Origin of the sequence: Pseudomonas sp. B23(2017) (assembly GCF_002113725.1) — a bacterium.
In the GTDB taxonomy this organism is placed as follows: Bacteria; Pseudomonadota; Gammaproteobacteria; order Pseudomonadales; family Pseudomonadaceae; genus Aquipseudomonas; species Aquipseudomonas putida_Z.
The window spans coordinates 107,836-123,698 of the sequence record NZ_NEJM01000012.1 but is presented as its reverse complement, the minus strand read 5'-3'; the positions used below and the strand labels follow the sequence as shown (position 1 = coordinate 123,698).

At 56.1% G+C, this 15,863-nt stretch carries 12 protein-coding genes, 1 tRNA gene and 1 pseudogene; 2 read left to right on the top strand and 12 right to left on the bottom strand.

Features of this window, described 5'->3' with window-relative positions; genetic code table 11:
* Positions 1-20: 20 nt before the first annotated feature.
* The 3 genes from CAG46_RS19165 to CAG46_RS19155 form a co-directional block, all read right to left on the bottom strand.
* The gene (locus CAG46_RS19165; protein ID WP_085618328.1) at positions 21-1,685 is read right to left on the bottom strand and encodes an FMN-binding glutamate synthase family protein; all 1,665 of its coding nucleotides are present in this window, start codon (positions 1,683-1,685) and stop codon (positions 21-23) included.
* A gap of 228 nt (positions 1,686-1,913) precedes the next feature.
* A complete protein-coding gene (locus CAG46_RS19160; RefSeq protein ID WP_085618326.1) occupies positions 1,914-3,302 on the bottom strand; it encodes an ATP-binding protein in 1,389 nt (462 codons plus the stop codon).
* 1 nt (position 3,303) lies between these two features.
* Positions 3,304-4,023 (bottom strand): response regulator, encoded by a 720-nt coding sequence (locus CAG46_RS19155; protein ID WP_025337347.1) that lies wholly within the window; start codon positions 4,021-4,023, stop codon positions 3,304-3,306.
* Positions 4,024-4,163: 140 nt separating this feature from the next.
* On the opposite strand from CAG46_RS19155, the gene CAG46_RS19150 reads away from it, so the two are divergent.
* Positions 4,164-6,461 carry a TonB-dependent siderophore receptor gene (locus CAG46_RS19150; RefSeq protein WP_085618324.1) on the top strand — a complete coding sequence of 766 codons (2,298 nt, stop codon included), beginning with the start codon at positions 4,164-4,166 and terminating at the stop codon, positions 6,459-6,461.
* Between the two features lie 593 nt (positions 6,462-7,054).
* Here CAG46_RS19150 and CAG46_RS19145 read toward each other — a convergent pair.
* The 9 genes and pseudogenes from CAG46_RS19145 to CAG46_RS19100 all read right to left on the bottom strand — a co-directional run bounded on the left by CAG46_RS19145 (position 7,055) and on the right by CAG46_RS19100 (position 14,723).
* Positions 7,055-7,261, bottom strand: a complete 207-nt coding sequence (locus CAG46_RS19145; protein ID WP_085618322.1) for a DUF3079 domain-containing protein — start codon at positions 7,259-7,261, stop codon at positions 7,055-7,057.
* A gap of 530 nt (positions 7,262-7,791) precedes the next feature.
* Entirely contained in the window at positions 7,792-9,708 is a 1,917-nt protein-coding gene (gene drt3b, locus CAG46_RS19140) for an antiviral reverse transcriptase Drt3b (RefSeq protein WP_085618319.1), read from the bottom strand.
* Positions 9,701-10,996, bottom strand: coding sequence for an antiviral reverse transcriptase Drt3a (gene drt3a, locus CAG46_RS19135; RefSeq protein WP_085618317.1), 1,296 nt, complete (start codon positions 10,994-10,996; stop codon positions 9,701-9,703). The genes drt3b and drt3a overlap by 8 nt, the downstream gene beginning before the upstream one ends.
* 1,091 nt (positions 10,997-12,087) lie before the next feature.
* Positions 12,088-12,228: pseudogene (locus CAG46_RS19125) on the bottom strand (DUF3079 domain-containing protein); the annotation flags it as partial.
* 122 nt (positions 12,229-12,350) lie between these two features.
* Positions 12,351-12,983 carry a hypothetical protein gene (locus tag CAG46_RS19120; RefSeq protein WP_256575103.1) on the bottom strand — a complete coding sequence of 211 codons (633 nt, stop codon included), beginning with the start codon at positions 12,981-12,983 and terminating at the stop codon, positions 12,351-12,353.
* Positions 12,958-13,539, bottom strand: a complete 582-nt coding sequence (locus CAG46_RS19115; RefSeq protein ID WP_085618313.1) for a DUF6036 family nucleotidyltransferase — start codon at positions 13,537-13,539, stop codon at positions 12,958-12,960. The genes CAG46_RS19120 and CAG46_RS19115 overlap by 26 nt, the downstream gene beginning before the upstream one ends.
* A gap of 174 nt (positions 13,540-13,713) precedes the next feature.
* On the bottom strand, positions 13,714-14,037 hold the full coding sequence (locus tag CAG46_RS19110) for a helix-turn-helix domain-containing protein (protein WP_085618311.1): 324 nt from the start codon (positions 14,035-14,037) through the stop codon (positions 13,714-13,716).
* 263 nt (positions 14,038-14,300) lie between these two features.
* A tRNA-Thr gene (locus tag CAG46_RS19105) sits at positions 14,301-14,376 on the bottom strand.
* 98 nt (positions 14,377-14,474) lie between these two features.
* A complete protein-coding gene (locus tag CAG46_RS19100; protein WP_085618309.1) occupies positions 14,475-14,723 on the bottom strand; it encodes a hypothetical protein in 249 nt (82 codons plus the stop codon).
* A gap of 571 nt (positions 14,724-15,294) precedes the next feature.
* Here CAG46_RS19100 and CAG46_RS19090 point away from each other — a divergent pair.
* Positions 15,295-15,585 (top strand): DUF3077 domain-containing protein, encoded by a 291-nt coding sequence (locus CAG46_RS19090; RefSeq protein WP_003257466.1) that lies wholly within the window; start codon positions 15,295-15,297, stop codon positions 15,583-15,585.
* Positions 15,586-15,863: the final 278 nt, after the last annotated feature.

The following is a 15,863-nucleotide window of genomic DNA, read 5'->3' as shown; positions in this document are numbered from 1 at the left end:
CGCAAAGCGGCCCCCGGCTTTCACGCCGGCTCCACTTCCCTGCGCCGCACCCCAGCAACCTTCACCTCTCCCTCCCCGGTCTCCGGCGCAAAGCTGTCACTACGCGCCATCCGCCACATCCGCGCATAAAACTCGCTTTCAATCGAGCCACTGAGCAATTCGCCCGGCTTGAGGAATGTGTGCAGGTCCGAGAACAGCCCGATTTCGCTAGGGCTGATACGCCGCGCCAAGTGCTTGGGCTTGAGCTCCGAAGGATGCTCCAGGCCAGCGGCAGCCAACATTTCGGCCAACGTATGCAGCGTGTTGCGGTGGAAGCTGGCCACCCGCTCGGCCTTGTCCGGCACCACCAGGGCGCGTTGGCGCAGCGGGTCTTGCGTGGCCACGCCGGTCGGGCATTTGTTGGTATGGCAGCTCTGCGACTGGATGCAGCCGATGGCGAACATGAAGCCGCGCGCGGAGTTGACCCAGTCCGCCCCGATGGCGAGCACGCTGGCGATGTCGAAGGCGCTGACGATCTTGCCTGCCGCGCCAATGCGGATACTGGCGCGCAGGTTCAGGCCGACCAGGGTGTTATGCACGAACATCAGGCCCTCGCGCATCGGCACGCCCATGTTGTCGCTGAACTCGCGTGGCGCCGCCCCGGTGCCGCCTTCCTTGCCATCGACGACGATGAAGTCCGGAGTGATGCCAGTGGCCAGCATGGCCTTGGCAATGCCCATGAACTCCCAAGGGTGGCCCAGGCAGAATTTGAACCCCACCGGCTTGCCGCCCGACAGCTCGCGCAGGCTGGCAACGAACTGCAGCAACTCGACCGGCGTGCGGAAGGCACTGTGCGCCGCCGGCGAGATGCAATCCTCGCCCACGCGCACGCCACGGGTTGCGGCAATTTCGGGGCTGACCTTGTGCCCCGGCAGGATGCCGCCGTGGCCCGGCTTGGCGCCCTGGCTGAGCTTGATCTCGATCATCTTCACCTGCGGCGAGCGCGCCTGCTCGGCGAAGCGCTGTGGGTCGAAGCGCCCGTCCTCGGTGCGGCAGCCGAAGTAGCCACTGCCGATTTCCCAGATCAGGTCACCGCCATGTTCGCGGTGGTACGGGCTGATGCTGCCTTCGCCGGTGTCATGGGCAAAACGGCCCATGCGTGCACCGCGGTTGAGGGCAGCGATGGCGTTGGCACTGAGGGCGCCGAAGCTCATGGCCGAGATATTGAAGATCGATGCCGAGTAGGGCAGGCGGCATTGCGGCCCGCCAATGGCGATGCGGAACGATGCCGGGTCTGGCGTGGCTACTGGCAGCATGGAATGGCTGATGAACTCGAAGCCGGGCTTGTAGGCATCGTTGAGGGTGCCGAAGGCCTTCTCGGCGCTTTCGTTCTTGGCCCGGGCGTAGACCAGCGAACGCTGCGAGCGGGAGAACGGCAGCTTGTCGTCGTCGCCCTCGATCAGGTACTGGCGGATTTCCGGGCGGATGGTTTCGATCAGGTAGCGGATGTTGCCCAGGATCGGGTAGTTGCGGCGCACGGCGTGGTGGCTTTGCCGCAGGTCATTCAGGCCGACCAGGCTGAGCAGCGCGGTGATCAATGTGAACGGCCACAGCCAGGCATGCTGGGGTAGCAGCGGCAGGCTGGTGAAGGTGAACAGCAGGCAGAGGGCGAGGCAGGCGTAGCGGCTGGGTAGAGAGTGTTTCATGGGTCCATCGCAGGCAGGATGACCGGGCATAGGATAGGCAAAGGCGGGGAGGGGAAAACCTGGGTAATCGGTAAAAGACTGTTACCTGATCGCGTGTTTCCAGGCTCATGCGGTCCTTTGTAGGAGCGGCCTTGTGTCGCGAAAGGGGCGCGACGCGGCCCCGGCACTCTTTGCATCAACTCCAGAATCCGGGGCTGCTGCGCAGCCCATCGCGACACAAGGCCGCTCCTACAGGGGGGCGCGTAAAGGCTGATTGGGTAGCAACACGCTGACCCGCAACCCACCCCCCTCGCGGTTCTCCAGCAGCAACTCGCCCCCATGGCTGGCAGCAATCCGCTGGGCGATGCTCAACCCCAGCCCATACCCCCCGGACGCCTGGTTGCGCGACCCTTCACCGCGCACGAACGGGTCGATGATGGTCGCCAGCAGGCTCGGAGCAATCCCCGGGCCGCGGTCATCGATATGGATGAACACCCCCGTGCTCGCCTGTTCCAGCGTGACCGAAACCTCCTTGGCATAACGCAACGCATTGACCAGCAGGTTCTGCAGGCAGCGCTGCAGCAGCAGGGCATCGACCCGCAGGCTGCCCGCCTGGCCATGCACCGGCAGTGGCTCTTCGGCGGTGGCCAGCTCCGCGCACTGGCGCACCACCAGCCGGTCCAGGTCTACCTGCTGCAAGTTCTGTTGCTCCCCCGCGCGCAGGTAATCGAGCACCTGGCCGATCATGTTGTCCATCTGCGCGATGTTCTGCCGCAGGCGCTGCCGGTTTTCGTCGTCCGGCAGGCGCTCCAGGCGCAGGCGCATGCGCGTCAGCGGGGTGCGCAGGTCGTGGGACACGGCGGCCAGGAAGTAGGCCTTGTCGTTGACCATCGCGATCAGCCGCTGCTGCATGGCGTTGAAGGCCTGGGCCGCCTGGCGCACTTCCTCCGGGCCATCCAGCGCCAAGGGCGGCTGCTCGAGGTTGCTGCCCAGGCCGCGCGCGGCATCGGCCAGGCGCCGCAGCGGGCGCAGGCACAGGCGCACGGCTATCAGGCACACCAGCAACACCGCGACGATGCGCAGCGCGTACACCCGCAACAGGTAATCGCTGATCAACACCCAGGCCGACTCGCCGCTCCAGCCTTGCAGTTCCTGGCCCTCGATAGTCAGCCAGTGCCCATCGGCCAACGGCACCGCGAACTGCAGATGCGCCTGGGCCGTGCGCAGGCCGAACAGGCTGCGCCAGACGATCGGCTGGCCCTGTTCGTCGGTCAACTGCACCTTCATCAGGCGCACGTCCTGAGCATGCCCCAACTCGTACTCGAGGGCCTGGTGCAGCAACAGCTCGACACGCCTGCGCCCGCGGCGCTCGTCCTGCACCGGCGTGGGCAGGGCTTCGCTGCAACGCAGTTGGTAATGCGCTGGCGCCTGCAGTGCACCGGCACGGCAGTCGGCCTGAGCGATCAACGGCGCGCTGCGTGCGGCAATCAGCCGGACAGGGGCCTCGAGAACCTGGGCAAAACGCACATCGAACCAGATGCTGCTGGACATCAACTGGATCAGCACGGTGCCGCTGACCATTATCAGCAGCAACTGGCCGAACAACGTGCGTGGCCACAGCCGGCGCAGCCAGCGCATGTCAGGTATCGGCCCCGTTGGCGGCGATGCTCAGCAAATAGCCTTCGTTGCGGATAGTGAGAATTTGCGCGGCACCCGCCGGCGCGTGGCGCAGGTGCTGGCGCAGGCGGCTGACGCACATGTCCACCGAACGGTCGTCTGGCAGGTGGTCGCGGCCGAACGCACTGCGCGTCAGCTGGTCGCGGGACACCACACGGTTGTTGGCTTCCAGCAGCTCGCGCAGTACGCGGTAGTCGGAGCGGGGCAGGGTCAGGGTCTCGCCATCGGGGCGGGTGAGCAGGCGCTTCACGTGTTCCAGGCGGAAACCGGCGAACAGCTGGGCATCTTCTACCGGCTCTTCGGCGGGGGCATCCAGGCGTTGCGGACGACGCAGCACGGCCTTGATCCGGGCGATCAGCTCGCGTGGCTCGAAGGGCTTGGCCAGGTAGTCATCGGCACCCACCTCCAGGCCGATGATGCGGTCCAGCGTGCTGCCCTTGGCCGACAGCATGATCACCGCCAGCCCCGGGGTGGCTTGCAGCTGGCGGCACAGGCTCAGGCCGTCTTCGCCCGGCAGCATCAGGTCCAGCACCACCAGCTCCACCTTGTGCCGGGCCAGTTGCTCACGCATCTGCTCGCCGTCAGCCGCTGCCAGCACGTTATAGCCGGCATCCGTCAGGTAATCACAAAGAAGTTCGCGGATCTCGTCGTCATCGTCGACAACAAGCAAAGTTGTGCTCATGCAGAAAAACACCTGTTCGGTGAGGGCCGGTGGCGCTCGTTACGTTCGATTACATCCCCGTACAAGCCGGGTCTGGAGCCCGGGGGGCCGATCCCTAGAATCCTAACAAAAAATCATCTGCAAATACGAAGCCTTCCCAAATGAACTCCGAGAGCACCCCGAACGCCTTCCCCTCCATCAGCCGAGGCGGCACGCGCCTCAAACCGCTGGCCCTGTTCATTGCAGTGGCCGTCAGTGGTGGCGCGATGGCTGCTGACAGCAAGCCCCTGGAACTGGAGGCCACGCAGATCGAAGACAGCGCCCTGCTGCCCGCCGACGAAGCCGGCCAGCTGGGTTACACGGTCGAAAGCACCCGCAGCTCCACCGGCCTGGCCCTGACGCCGCGCCAGACGCCGCAGTCGGTCACCACCATTACCCGCCAGCAGATGGATGACCGCGACATCCACACCATCGAGCAAGCGCTGGAAACCACCCCAGGCGTGACCGCGAGCAAGTCCGAAGTGGGCGGGCGTACCGACTACCGTGCCCGTGGTTACTCGATCAGCAACTGGAAGGTCGATGGCCTGCAGTTCCAGGGCGGCTCCGACTTCAGTGGTGGCGGCAACGCACTGAACATGGACCTGTACGAGCGCATCGACATCGTGCGCGGCGCCAACGGCCTGCTGGGCGGTACCGGCGACCCGTCGGCCACCGTCAACCTGATCCGCAAGGCACCGACCAGGACGTTCGGCGGTAGCGCCTATGCCACCTACGGCAGCTGGGACAAGCGCCGCCTGGGCGCCGACCTCAACCTGCCGCTGTCCGAAGACGGCCGCCTGCGTTCGCGCTTCGTGATGACCCAGCAGGACGCCAACTCATTCCGCGACAACCAGTCCGAACGATCCCGCGCCGCGCTGGCCAATTTCGAGTTCGACCTGGACGACGCCACCACCCTTGGTGCCGGCTACCAGTACGAGTACAACAAGATTGTTGGCGGTGGCTGGGGTGCGAACATCCCGATCTGGTACCGCGATGGCAGCAAGACCGACCTGCCGCGCAGCACCAACGTGGTGCCCAGCTGGAGCTTTGGCGAGTACACCACCCGCACCGCGTTCGGCTCGCTGGAGCACCGCTTCGACAACGACTGGACGCTGAACCTGAAAGCCGCCCAGAGCACCGCCGAAACCCTCAACCACCGCGGCCTGGCCAAGGTCAACTCGGCGGGCCGTGGCAGCTACGGCGGCTATTGGGACCAGGATGGCAGCGGCGCCGTGCTAAACGGCTTGCACAGCTCCACCGACACCACCCAACAGTCGGCGCAGATCGACCTGTCCGGCCCGTTTCAGCTGTTCGGCCGTACCCACCAGGCGATGGTTGGCTACAACGACAGCCGCACCGTGGCCTGGTCGCCGGAATACACCTGCACCATGGTTGGCGACGGCATGGCCAGTGCGCCTGCGCTGGGTTGCCAGTTCCGCGCCAACAACGGCTTCCCGCTGACCGACTGGCGCAATGGCGTGGATGACGATTACAACATCATCGCCTCGCGCACTGGCCGCCACAGCAAGACCACCACCCGCCTGCAAGGCATGTACGCGGCAACCCGCCTGAGCATCACCGACCCACTGTCGGTCATCCTCGGTGTGCGCACCAGCAATTACTCGGCCACCACCCGCAGCGTGGCTGGCGCACGTACCAGCCAGGAAGAGAACGGCATCGTCACCCCGTACCTGGGCGCCGTGTACGACCTCAACGACAACTACTCGCTGTATGCCAGCTACACCGACATCTTCACCCCGCAAACCGCTGAAACCAGCAGCGGCAGCAAGGTCGAGCCGATTCGCGGGCAAAGCTACGAGACGGGTATCAAGGGTGAGTGGTTCGATGGCCGCCTGAACGCCTCGGCGGCGTACTTCCGCACCAAGCAGGAAAACAAGGCAGTGCTCGACGGCGACCTGACCACCCCCACCGGTGGCGACGCCTACAAAGCCGGTTCCGGCCAGGAAACCGATGGTATCGACCTGGAAATCGCCGGCGCCCTGACCCCCAGCTGGAACGTGTACGCCGGCTACACCTACCTGCACTTTCGCCGCGTCGACAGCGACGGCCGCAGCGACCCATCGCACCTGTTCAAGGCCTCGACCACCTACCGCCTTTCCGGCCCGCTCGACCGCCTGACCCTGGGCGCCGGGGTTACTGCGCAGAGCAACATCCGCGCAATCTCCAGCCCGGCGGGCCAGCCGAGCAATGGTGTGAGCACCGGTGCCACTGACGTGAACTGGTCCGGTTATGCCATCTGGAATGCCATGGCCAAGTACCAGCTTACCGACGACACCAGCGTCAGCCTCAACGCCAACAACCTGTTCGACAAGCACTACTACACCCGCTACGGGTTCTATGCCGGGGCAATCTACGGCGACCCCCGCAACCTGTCGCTGACGGTCAGCACAGCGTTCTGATCAAACGCACTGGGGCTGCTGCGCAGCCCATCGCCGGCAAGCCGGGCTCCCACAGGTATTTTGGTAGCAACTGCCTTGCTCAATTTCTAACAGGTGGCGCGATCCCTGTGGGAGCGGGCGCGCCCGCGAACACGGGCGAAGCCAGTGCCATCCACCGCAGCACCTGATTCGCTGGGTCGGCGCCAGGCTCAAACCATGCGCTGTACCTGTGGTAGATGGCCCAGCCCTTTGGGCTGCGCTGTCGCGTAGATAACTGAAATTGCAAGCAATCCGCGTACCCTGTGGGAGCGGCTTTAGCCGCGAAGAATCCAACGCGGTGTATGGCACCGGCTGCGCCGGTGTTCGCGGCTAAAGCCGCTCCCAAAGGTACAGCGCATGCCTTGAGCCCGGCGCACTCCTTTGGGAGCAACTGCCTTGCTCAATTTCTGATAGGTGGTGCGATCCCTGTGGGAGCGGGCGCGCCCGCGAATACGGGCGAAGCCCGTGCCATTCACCGCGGCACCTGATTCGCTGGGGCTGCACCGGGCTTCAAGGCATGCGCTGTACCTGTAGGAGCCCGGCTTGCCGGCGATGGGCCTCAAAGCGGTCCCATTTCAGCTAGGCCCTGCCCCTTGCTCGCGATCAACCGGCTTCTCCAGCCGGTCCTCGAAGCTGTCCCAGTCCTCGCCAAACAGTTCCACCGGGTGCATGGTCCGACTCGCCCCATTGCCACAGGCCAATGACTTGGCCGGGCAATACAGGTCGCAGCCCCAGCAGATGCGCTCCGGGTGGCTGGGGTTTGTGGGGAATTTCTTGGCCATGGTTTCCTTCCCTCAAGGACTGACTGATCTCAGGCTAAGCTGCGTGCCGGCGTCAGGCTTGATTGAGATCAATCTTGGGGGAAGGGATCATGCAGAGCGTGCTGGAAACAAAAAAGGCCCACCTTTCGGTGAGCCTTTTTGATGCTGCGTATGGTGCGCACCAGGAGTCGAAGAGAGTAATAAGTACTTGAATTTAAATATTTTAATTAATTAAGTAGAATTCTCTATCCCTATAACTACCTTTACAGCCATGATTCGCTTGTATAGACGGGCTTTAGTGTGTTAAGCCTCAAAAGTCATGAGGGAGCTTCTAGTCAGAGCAAGGCAAGGCATTGGCTGAAATTGCTTTGCGATCGTGAACTGTAGAGCAAAAAAATTGGCTGCGTACATACTGACCGCAGCCAACCTTTACTTGAGAAGGCTATGTGTGTGTGCAAAATTAATTGCTCAAGACTCTGTGTAAACGCAATTTCTTGCCCCATTGTCCCGTGTTGAGTGGCACTCGCTCAAGCTCTTGGATTCTACTTCGGTTAGTAAGTGAATTTCAAGCCTTTTTTGTCGATAGCTCTCTGAAGATTTATTTGGCTGTCCCAATTGGTGAACCAGGTTTTTGATACTGACTTTAGGAAGTCATTGATTTTGTTTTTGTTGGGGATGTCATACTGATCTAGAACAAGTTGAAGGAATTTTTTCTTGAGTTTTTCAGTGATATACGGGCACGACATGCTGTCTAGTAGCAAATGGATTGTGTTCGACTCAATTGCACGGCGGTCAAGAGAAATAGTGGCTTCAATTTTTTCTAGAAGTTCTTCTTTAAGGGTGTTGTATGTGGGGTTGGACTTAATGTAATGCAAAAAAGTAATGGTTTCGAAATAGCAAGTGTTATGGGTGGAGCTTATTTTTTCATATAAAGACTTTAGCTTTTGAGGGGGTAGTAGATATTCGCGACCCAGCGTGGATAGTAGCGTTAAGATATTTAGCGATTCAATCTTGCAGTCATCTTTTTCGTCGTAAATCATTAGGTCCAAAAATAAAATACTTTCATCGAGTATCTTTTTCTTTATGTTGTTTTCGTGGTCATAAGAAAGGTGTTTAGAAATATCAAGGCAAATCGAGGATATCTGAATAACTAGGTATGTAACTCTAACTCTAGGTGCCATGGATAGAATGAAGAAGCAAAGTTCGAGTAGTATATAAATCAAGTTAAAAATACTTTCTCGATCAGTATTGCCTGCGAAAGCTATATTTCTAAGTTTGCTAATTTTTTTGCAGATTCGACTTAAGGCAATGCCTGCGACGCCAGAGTAATCAGTGACATTGGAGAAAAGTATTTGTTTGAATTCTTGAATCAAGCGATTAGCTTTTTTTGATGGCGAACCTTTGCAAACTACATCACATGTTGACTCGTCTGTATTTACTAGGTGCTGATCAATAAAGTCATTGATGAATTTCCTGGTTTCACTTTTCGCAATAGTGAGTGAGGTCATAAATGGCGTAGTGTGAAGGCTGGTTTTGCTTTCATTGATGTGTAGCTTGTATAGCTCTAGATTTTCCTTGAATTTCTTGAATATCTTACGGCAGGTTTCTTCTTTTTTTGAAAATACAAAATAATCATCGACATATCTTTTGACGGTATAGTCACGCCCCAAAATTAAGTCGTCTTTCGATAGGTCTGATATGGTTTCTATATCAATGCGCTGCAGTATTATTTCAGAAAATATTCTTGAGGTTTCGGGGCCGATAATGATGCCGTTAGTTTCTCCGTGGTTGGAGTTTCTAATTATTTCATCAAATTTATTTTCAAATGATATTCCGTTATGGTTTTCTTTAGCAAATCCCTTGCTCTTGACCGCCCATGCTACCGAGTGAGTGTAAATAGAGTCGAAGCATTTTGAGATATCAAAGCGCATCAGGAAATTAAATTTTTTTTCGATCCTATGATATTCGTAGGATTCGTAAAATTTATAAAGAAAATTGTATTTATTGTAGGAAAAATAAGAGCTTGCATGAGGGATGTTTAAGTTGTCAGATCCGTCGTTTATCTCCTTGGCCTCTGGGTTGATGTCAGCACTACTATATTTGCTATCTATATCATAGAAAAAACCTGCTATTTTTACAGGCGCTCTGAGAGAGATCTTGCTCCGCGAGCACAGAGACGTAATTAGTACGTCGTATTCTTTGTAGAATTCTATATAGTCAAGCTGTGATGTTGGGTGCGGCAGACTGAGTCTGCGAGCTCCCAGTGTGTCTTTTTTTATTTTGTAGGGAAGTGGGATTTTCCAAGTATTGCTCCTTATGGACATGAGGAGGTTATTTGTGTGCATATCCCCATTTTTTATGTGCTCATAGAAACCTTCGTTGTTGAAAATGACAGGAACTTCATATGGTGCTGTCTCGGTTAATAGGACCCTATTGAAATCTCCCTTGTTGATCCTGGATTTAGGCATTTTTCCAGCACTCCTTTATGGCGCTCAACTTCTCTTCGCTAACTTTATAGGTGATTTTATTTTTGAATCCGGAACGGAATGAAAGTCTCCCTAGTTGAGAGCGTTCCGCGTTGGATAGAGATTTTGATAGCGCTCTTCCCAATGAGCCTCTTTTGCTGTGTATCGATTTTCTTAGGAAGTTTGTGAGATCCAGTAGTGCCGGATCGTCCGCGCTTAATAGCGGATAGTTGTAAAATATTCCGCTGCGAATTTTAAAATCACCTTTAATGCTGAACTCGCAGTTCCCTGTTAGGAAGTGGATTCTATCCTTCAGTAATTGGTAGTTTGGTTTTTTGCAATGATCAAGTAGCGCTAGTATTGTTCTTGTCTTGATGCGGTTTACTTTTCTTTCTGCTAGGGTTACGGTTATTTTTTTGGGTTTTTTCCGATCTTCTTTTTTTGAGTTTTTCGGAATGTCAGAAAAGGTAAAATTATAACCGAGGTAATCTAGCGTAATATTTTTTGGTGCGTCAGGCTCGCAAGTGCAAGATGCTCTGCATTTACAGTTGTTACTGCATTCGCAGTTTAGCAGGCACCTGCAAGTAATAGGGTGATATTTGCTCTTTTTTTTGTGTGTGTTAAGTCCTGTTGGAAGGGAGCTTTTAATTGCTCGTTCGCTTCCAGTCATTATGTTCTTGTATGCAAATATGATTATGTCGTCTACGTATCTAGCGTAATAGTAGACTCCACTGAGGCTTCTGATGGCACCGTCGAAATCGCGCATATATATTTCTGTTAGCGTAGAGCTTATGTTTAGTCCTCGGGGGATATGGTCAGGGATTGAAGGGTCTCTCAGAATTGCCTTGACTATTTTTTTCGAAGTAGGTGATAGAAGTGTTTCTTCGAAAATTGGTTCAAGTACGGCGTCAAGCTTTATGCTTTCATAAAAGCTTTTAATGTCTAATCTTATTATATGTATTGGGTTGATTTCTTGGAGTAGTGTATATACTTGCTTGGTTATTTCTCTGCGATTAGACTGCTTTGCACCATAAATACGTTTTAGGTTATCGTTAAGCTTTCTTAGGATTAAAATCTCTTTTATGCTTTTGGTGCGGACTATTTTTTTGTTTTTTATTTGGGCGGTGCTAATGCTTTCAAATTTAAAATCTTGACTGTCCACCGTGTAACTCAGATCGGTCAGAATTTTCTCTTCGCTTTCAAAGGAGTTCTGCTTCTTCAATTTCCGCTGATCGCGTCTGCTATGAAGGAATTTTTTTAGATTATCCGGTGAAAAGTTCTGATTCAGCATAGGATTCTATTTTACCAATCTGGCATGCGATGATAGTCGCTGAAATGTGAAGGGTGGTTATCGAGAGTTCAGGTTTTCATGTTTCTGTTCTGCTAAATAAAACGCTATATGGCGCTGAATTTAATGAAATGCTAATTTGACATCGATTTTTATGTGAGCTAGCAATTTGTTTCATTTTTGGTTCGCCTGGGCGCATCGGAGGAAGCATATTTAAATATGGATCAAAGCACAATGCCATCATGGTCTAATCTACGTGCCAAAGCAGTTTGAGCTGACGCGGTGTATAGCTAAGCGTACAAAGTCCGCCGGAGCACATTTCTACATCCGAAAGCTCAGTCGACCACTCGGCGTTTTGATTGAAGTTTTGGCAAATCTCCCATTTGCATCAAATGTAAGTGGCGCCGTCGCTCAGTGGCGCTCATCTGTAAACCTCCCCACGTCATCCCGCCAAGAATGCTGAGTGTTATCAGGGATCAAGGCCCCTGCGACCTGTGGGGATGTTCTCTAACTCGAGACTGGCGGCTCTTTACAACCAAGAGCAGGGGCATCTCATGATCTGGCCTCCTGAGCACCGTTACCGGTGGGCGGGTGGAGGCTGCATTGGCTGACGAGACCAGCGCCTGAAGATCCTGAGCCATGCGCAAGCAGCAATGCGATGACCGGGGCATGCCTGACTGTCAGTCAGGTGCAGTCCATTCCTTGGTCGGCGGCACCATCATCTACATGGCTGTTGCTGGTGACATCGGCGTTTGTCACGCCGATTGTCACGAGGGGGATTGCCGCAAAGCCTTGTGCGATCAGGGCTGCAGCAGTGGTAGAAGTGCCCGTCTCTTTCCAGAAGAAAGAGACGGGCACAGGTTGGCGCAATATACGACCAAGCGGATAGGTTGCTGTAGGGCAGCGAAGTACGGTGTAGCTGGCGCACGAGGGCCATAGGTATAAGAGCATCCATCACATGCTGCTGCGAAGCCCATCGCAGGCAAGCCAGCTCCCACAGTTACAGCGCATGCCTTGAGCGCGGCGCGCCCCTTTGGGAGCAACTGCCTTGCTCAGGTTCTGATAGGTGGCGCGATCCCTGTGGGAGCGACCCTGTCCTCACCAAACAGTTCCACCGCGTGCATGGTCCGACTCGCACCATTGCCACAGGCCAATGCCTTGGCCGGGCAATACACGTCGCAGCCCCAACAGATGCGCTCCGGGTGGCTGGGGTTTGTGGGGAATTTCTTGGCCATTGTTTCCTTCCCTAAAGTGCTGACGGATCTCAGGCTAAGCTGCGTGCCGGCGTCAGGCTTGATTGAGATCAATCTTGGGGAGGAGTACAGCCACTACAAACAACTGACCCAACATTATCGGATCAGTGTTCAGGTGGACGCGTTGCCAACTGGGCATAGCCGTTCGGCAGATGATGGGCATCTACAAAGTGCCGTGTTTGCAGTTCTAGCACCATGTTCATCAGACTGGATACGGGCTCAGCCACGCCCCACGTAGCAGCAACCTTGTCGTAACGGTTTACCGCTTGCGCCTTTTCTACCTGTTTGCCATTCAGATCTTGAGCCAGATCCTTCCAGCGGGTGACCAGCTTCTTCATCTGCTCGGCTTGTTCCGGTTTCATGCATGGAAAACGGCGAAGCCGGTCAACCAGATACATCAGGCGCCGCTTCCTTACGGGTGCGAGCCTTGGCATGTTCAAGCGATTTTCCAATGCTTCGCGCATATCCTCGTTTCTGTACCAGAAGAGGAGAGCGAAAGTCTCGGCAACGGCCTTGTCGAGCTTGTCCAGCGAGGTTTTTGTAGCTTGAACGACCAGGTGCTCAAGTGCCTGACGGGCATGTTGATCAGTGGGGGGCATGTCAGAGGACACAAGCGCCCAGAGTTTTTCTAGCGAGTAATCGAGCGGGGAGGTGTCGCAATGCCGAGCCCCATGCGCCGTATTCGAGGGCATAGTCATCGCCTCACTGGTATTACTGGCCCCACTCTCGCGCTTCATCGAGAATCAACCTCAGGCAGCTGGTTACGGTGCTTCTATCACAGGGGTAATAGTCGATTGCCTCCTTGGCAAGCCTATCAAATTCCTTGAGATTCAGCTTGCCTGACCTGATAAGCAGATTGATGTCATCCTGGTCGCGTTCGGTGAATCTCCCGAGTTTTGAAATGGCGAGGTCGATCGGGTGAGCTATGAAAACCTGTAAAGGAGAGCACTCCTGGCCGGGAAGGAGGATTGCCCGCGCATCGTAGTCTTCATGCAAGGGGCATAGCGAGTTATTGAATTGCTGGTCGAACACCACGGACAGGTCCAGACCATCCTGCTCGTAGTCTTCCGGCGCGGCATAAACTGCCCTTATTTCGTCCCTGAGCAGGTGTTCGCTGGCCTGAATCTCCGCATCGATATCCGCACTGCCGCGGGCATTCGTCAGCATGTGCAAGGCGCACCCGCCAAATACATAGATCTTGACTGTTCCCGAGCGTTGCCCAGCCAGTAGAGGCAAGGCTCTGTCGAAGAGCTGGCGCACGGCCTGCGCCAAAGGGGTTTGCAGGTGCAGCATGAGGCAGGGCTCCTGAGGTTGGCAGGCCACTTTACTCACGGATGGCGCAAGAGTTGTTTCGTTGAAACATCGCTTTGCAAAAAGCAGAGTTGTGGCTCTTTAGCACGCTGTGCGTAGGCCCTGCGCTACGTCGTTATTGCTCAAACACGAGCTGCAAGAAATGGGGTACAGGGTTTAGCTGCCAGGTGCTTGAATGATCACGATCTGCGGCGGTGAACCGGCATCGTTCGAGGGCAGGGTGAGGCTTGTGCGAAAGCCGAGCTTGTCGAGCATGTCCATCATGGCATCGAGGGTGAACTTCTCGATCTTGCCATTTGCAAGCTCGGATATTCGGGATTGGGTTACGTTCAGCCTGACCGCAGCATCATGCTGCTTGAGGCCCATTTTTTTGATGCAGTCGGTGATGAAAATGGACAGGTCCATTTTCAAGGCCATTTTGCTGGCTGTGTCTGCATCGTGGGTGGCGTGAAAAGGGCTTTCGTGGAATTGAAGCGCCATCGGCTTGCCTCAGCAGGAATACCTAAAATTTACGATAAATCGTGGCTGGGCCAGGTGGGCGAGTCAAAGCGTTTATGTTGGAAGACGTGTCTGGTCTCAGGCTGCGCTCTTTTTTGGGATCGTTGGGGCCGCTGCGCAGCCCATCGCAGGCAAGCCAGCTCCTACACCGAGCGCATCGACCTCAAGGCCAAGGCTGATGTGGTTGGGCGACCCTGAAAACAAAAAAGGCCCACCTTTCGGTGAGCCTTTTTTGATACTGCGTATGGTGCCGGCACCAGGAATCGAACCCGGGACCTACTGATTACAAGTCAGTTGCTCTACCATCTGAGCTATACCGGCAATGGGGCGTCATTATAACGATCGGTTGGCGCCTGTAAACCACTTCGTTGCGAATGTTCGCAAATGACCTAAGTCACCGACCTGAAAGAAGAATTTTCCTACCAGCCGCGATGGATGGTGGTGACGCTTGGCTCGGTTTTGCCCGGGTTGAAGAACAGCTTGTCGTTGTCGCAGCCGCGCTTGCGGCAGGGGCTTTCGGTGCGCAGGGGCAGGCCGTTGTCGCCGCCCAGCTGCATGCCGGGGTGGTTCCAGCCCAGGCTGCTGTTGGAGTGGGGAGCGGTGCCGCTGGCGCAGCCGGTCAGGGCCAGGGCGAGGGTCAGCAGGGCGAGGGGCTTGGCTTGGGTCACGATGGTCGGGTCCGTTAGTCCATTGTCGGTTCTGGCGCAACGCCAGAAGGTCGCGGGGCTGGCGGGCAGCGCGCGACGTCACTTTTTAATGATTTGGGGGGCGGATGATACACCGTTGCGGTGGTCAGGCATTAGCTTTGTGTTGCTTGTGATGGCCTATTCGCGGGCTTGCCCGCTCCCACAGGATCTCCACAAGCCTTGAAACTGTGTAGTACCTGTGGGAGCGGGCGCGCCCGCGAAAGGGCCGTCAGCTGTACGAAGATTCTGAACTTTAGGGCTAACAACTTCAGGGTTTGGTGGCTTCGGAACTATCCTACGCGCGCCGCCGAAGTATCGCTGTTGTCGGGGAAATGGCTCACGGATACCTTTTTCGGGTCGCTCTGGCGACCGGGTGTGAGAACCCGATGACGAATTTAGCGGCCCTGTAATGGCGACCGTGCGCGGGCAGACTTTGGTCTGGCCGAGGCTTCCTATATTCACTCGGTTTCTCACCCCGTGCACGGTTGCCGCCCTTTATTCCGTGAGAAAGAATGAAGGCGGTAACTCCTTGAGGAATATAGGAGTTTGAAAATTGAAAACGATCGATACTGATCCCCGCAGCCCCAAGCCAATCACCACCGCAGGCGTGGAAACCTTCCTCGCAGCCGGTAACCCATCCCTCAATCTGCTACGTGTGGAGCCTGGCGTCCCCGTCGATGCTGCCTATGAGCATGTCTCGATCCTGATGGGCTACATCAAGCATCTGGTGCGCGAGGGGGATATGGAGGATGACCATAAATTCCTGGGCGCCGCCGATTATCTGTGCGACATGGCCAAGGCGCTGATGAACGATATCGAGATTGCCAAGAACAAGGCGCATTGAGCCCTGATGCGGTCAGTGTGGGAGCGGCCTTGTGTCGCGATGGGCCGCAAAGCGGCCCCCGTTTTTGGCGTATTTGCAGAGATCGCTGGGGCTGCGTTGCAGCCCTTTCGCGACACAAGGCCGCTCCTACAAGGGACCGCGTAAATCAGGCCATTCTGGGTAAGGCTTTAGACGCAGTCGCCAACCACAAGAAATGTTTATGCACAAGTGGCATCGGCGCCTTGCGCGAAAGGCATGCCGGATCGATACACCGCCGGTCTTTGCGCAAACGCCTGTTT

Bases quoted from the DNA above. Each gene is read 5' to 3' on its own strand.
- CAG46_RS19150 (WP_085618324.1), top strand. From the start codon at position 4,164: ATGAACTCCGAGAGCACCCCGAACGCCTTCCCCTCCATCAGCCGAGGC.
- CAG46_RS19145 (WP_085618322.1), bottom strand. From the start codon at position 7,261: ATGGCCAAGAAATTCCCCACAAACCCCAGCCACCCGGAGCGCATCTGC.
- drt3a (WP_085618317.1), bottom strand. From the start codon at position 10,996: ATGCTGAATCAGAACTTTTCACCGGATAATCTAAAAAAATTCCTTCAT.
- CAG46_RS19165 (WP_085618328.1), bottom strand. From the start codon at position 1,685: ATGAAACACTCTCTACCCAGCCGCTACGCCTGCCTCGCCCTCTGCCTG.
- CAG46_RS19160 (WP_085618326.1), bottom strand. From the start codon at position 3,302: ATGCGCTGGCTGCGCCGGCTGTGGCCACGCACGTTGTTCGGCCAGTTG.
- CAG46_RS19155 (WP_025337347.1), bottom strand. From the start codon at position 4,023: ATGAGCACAACTTTGCTTGTTGTCGACGATGACGACGAGATCCGCGAA.
- CAG46_RS19110 (WP_085618311.1), bottom strand. From the start codon at position 14,037: ATGGCGCTTCAATTCCACGAAAGCCCTTTTCACGCCACCCACGATGCA.
- CAG46_RS19120 (WP_256575103.1), bottom strand. From the start codon at position 12,983: ATGAAGCGCGAGAGTGGGGCCAGTAATACCAGTGAGGCGATGACTATG.
- CAG46_RS19115 (WP_085618313.1), bottom strand. From the start codon at position 13,539: ATGCTGCACCTGCAAACCCCTTTGGCGCAGGCCGTGCGCCAGCTCTTC.
- drt3b (WP_085618319.1), bottom strand. From the start codon at position 9,708: ATGCCTAAATCCAGGATCAACAAGGGAGATTTCAATAGGGTCCTATTA.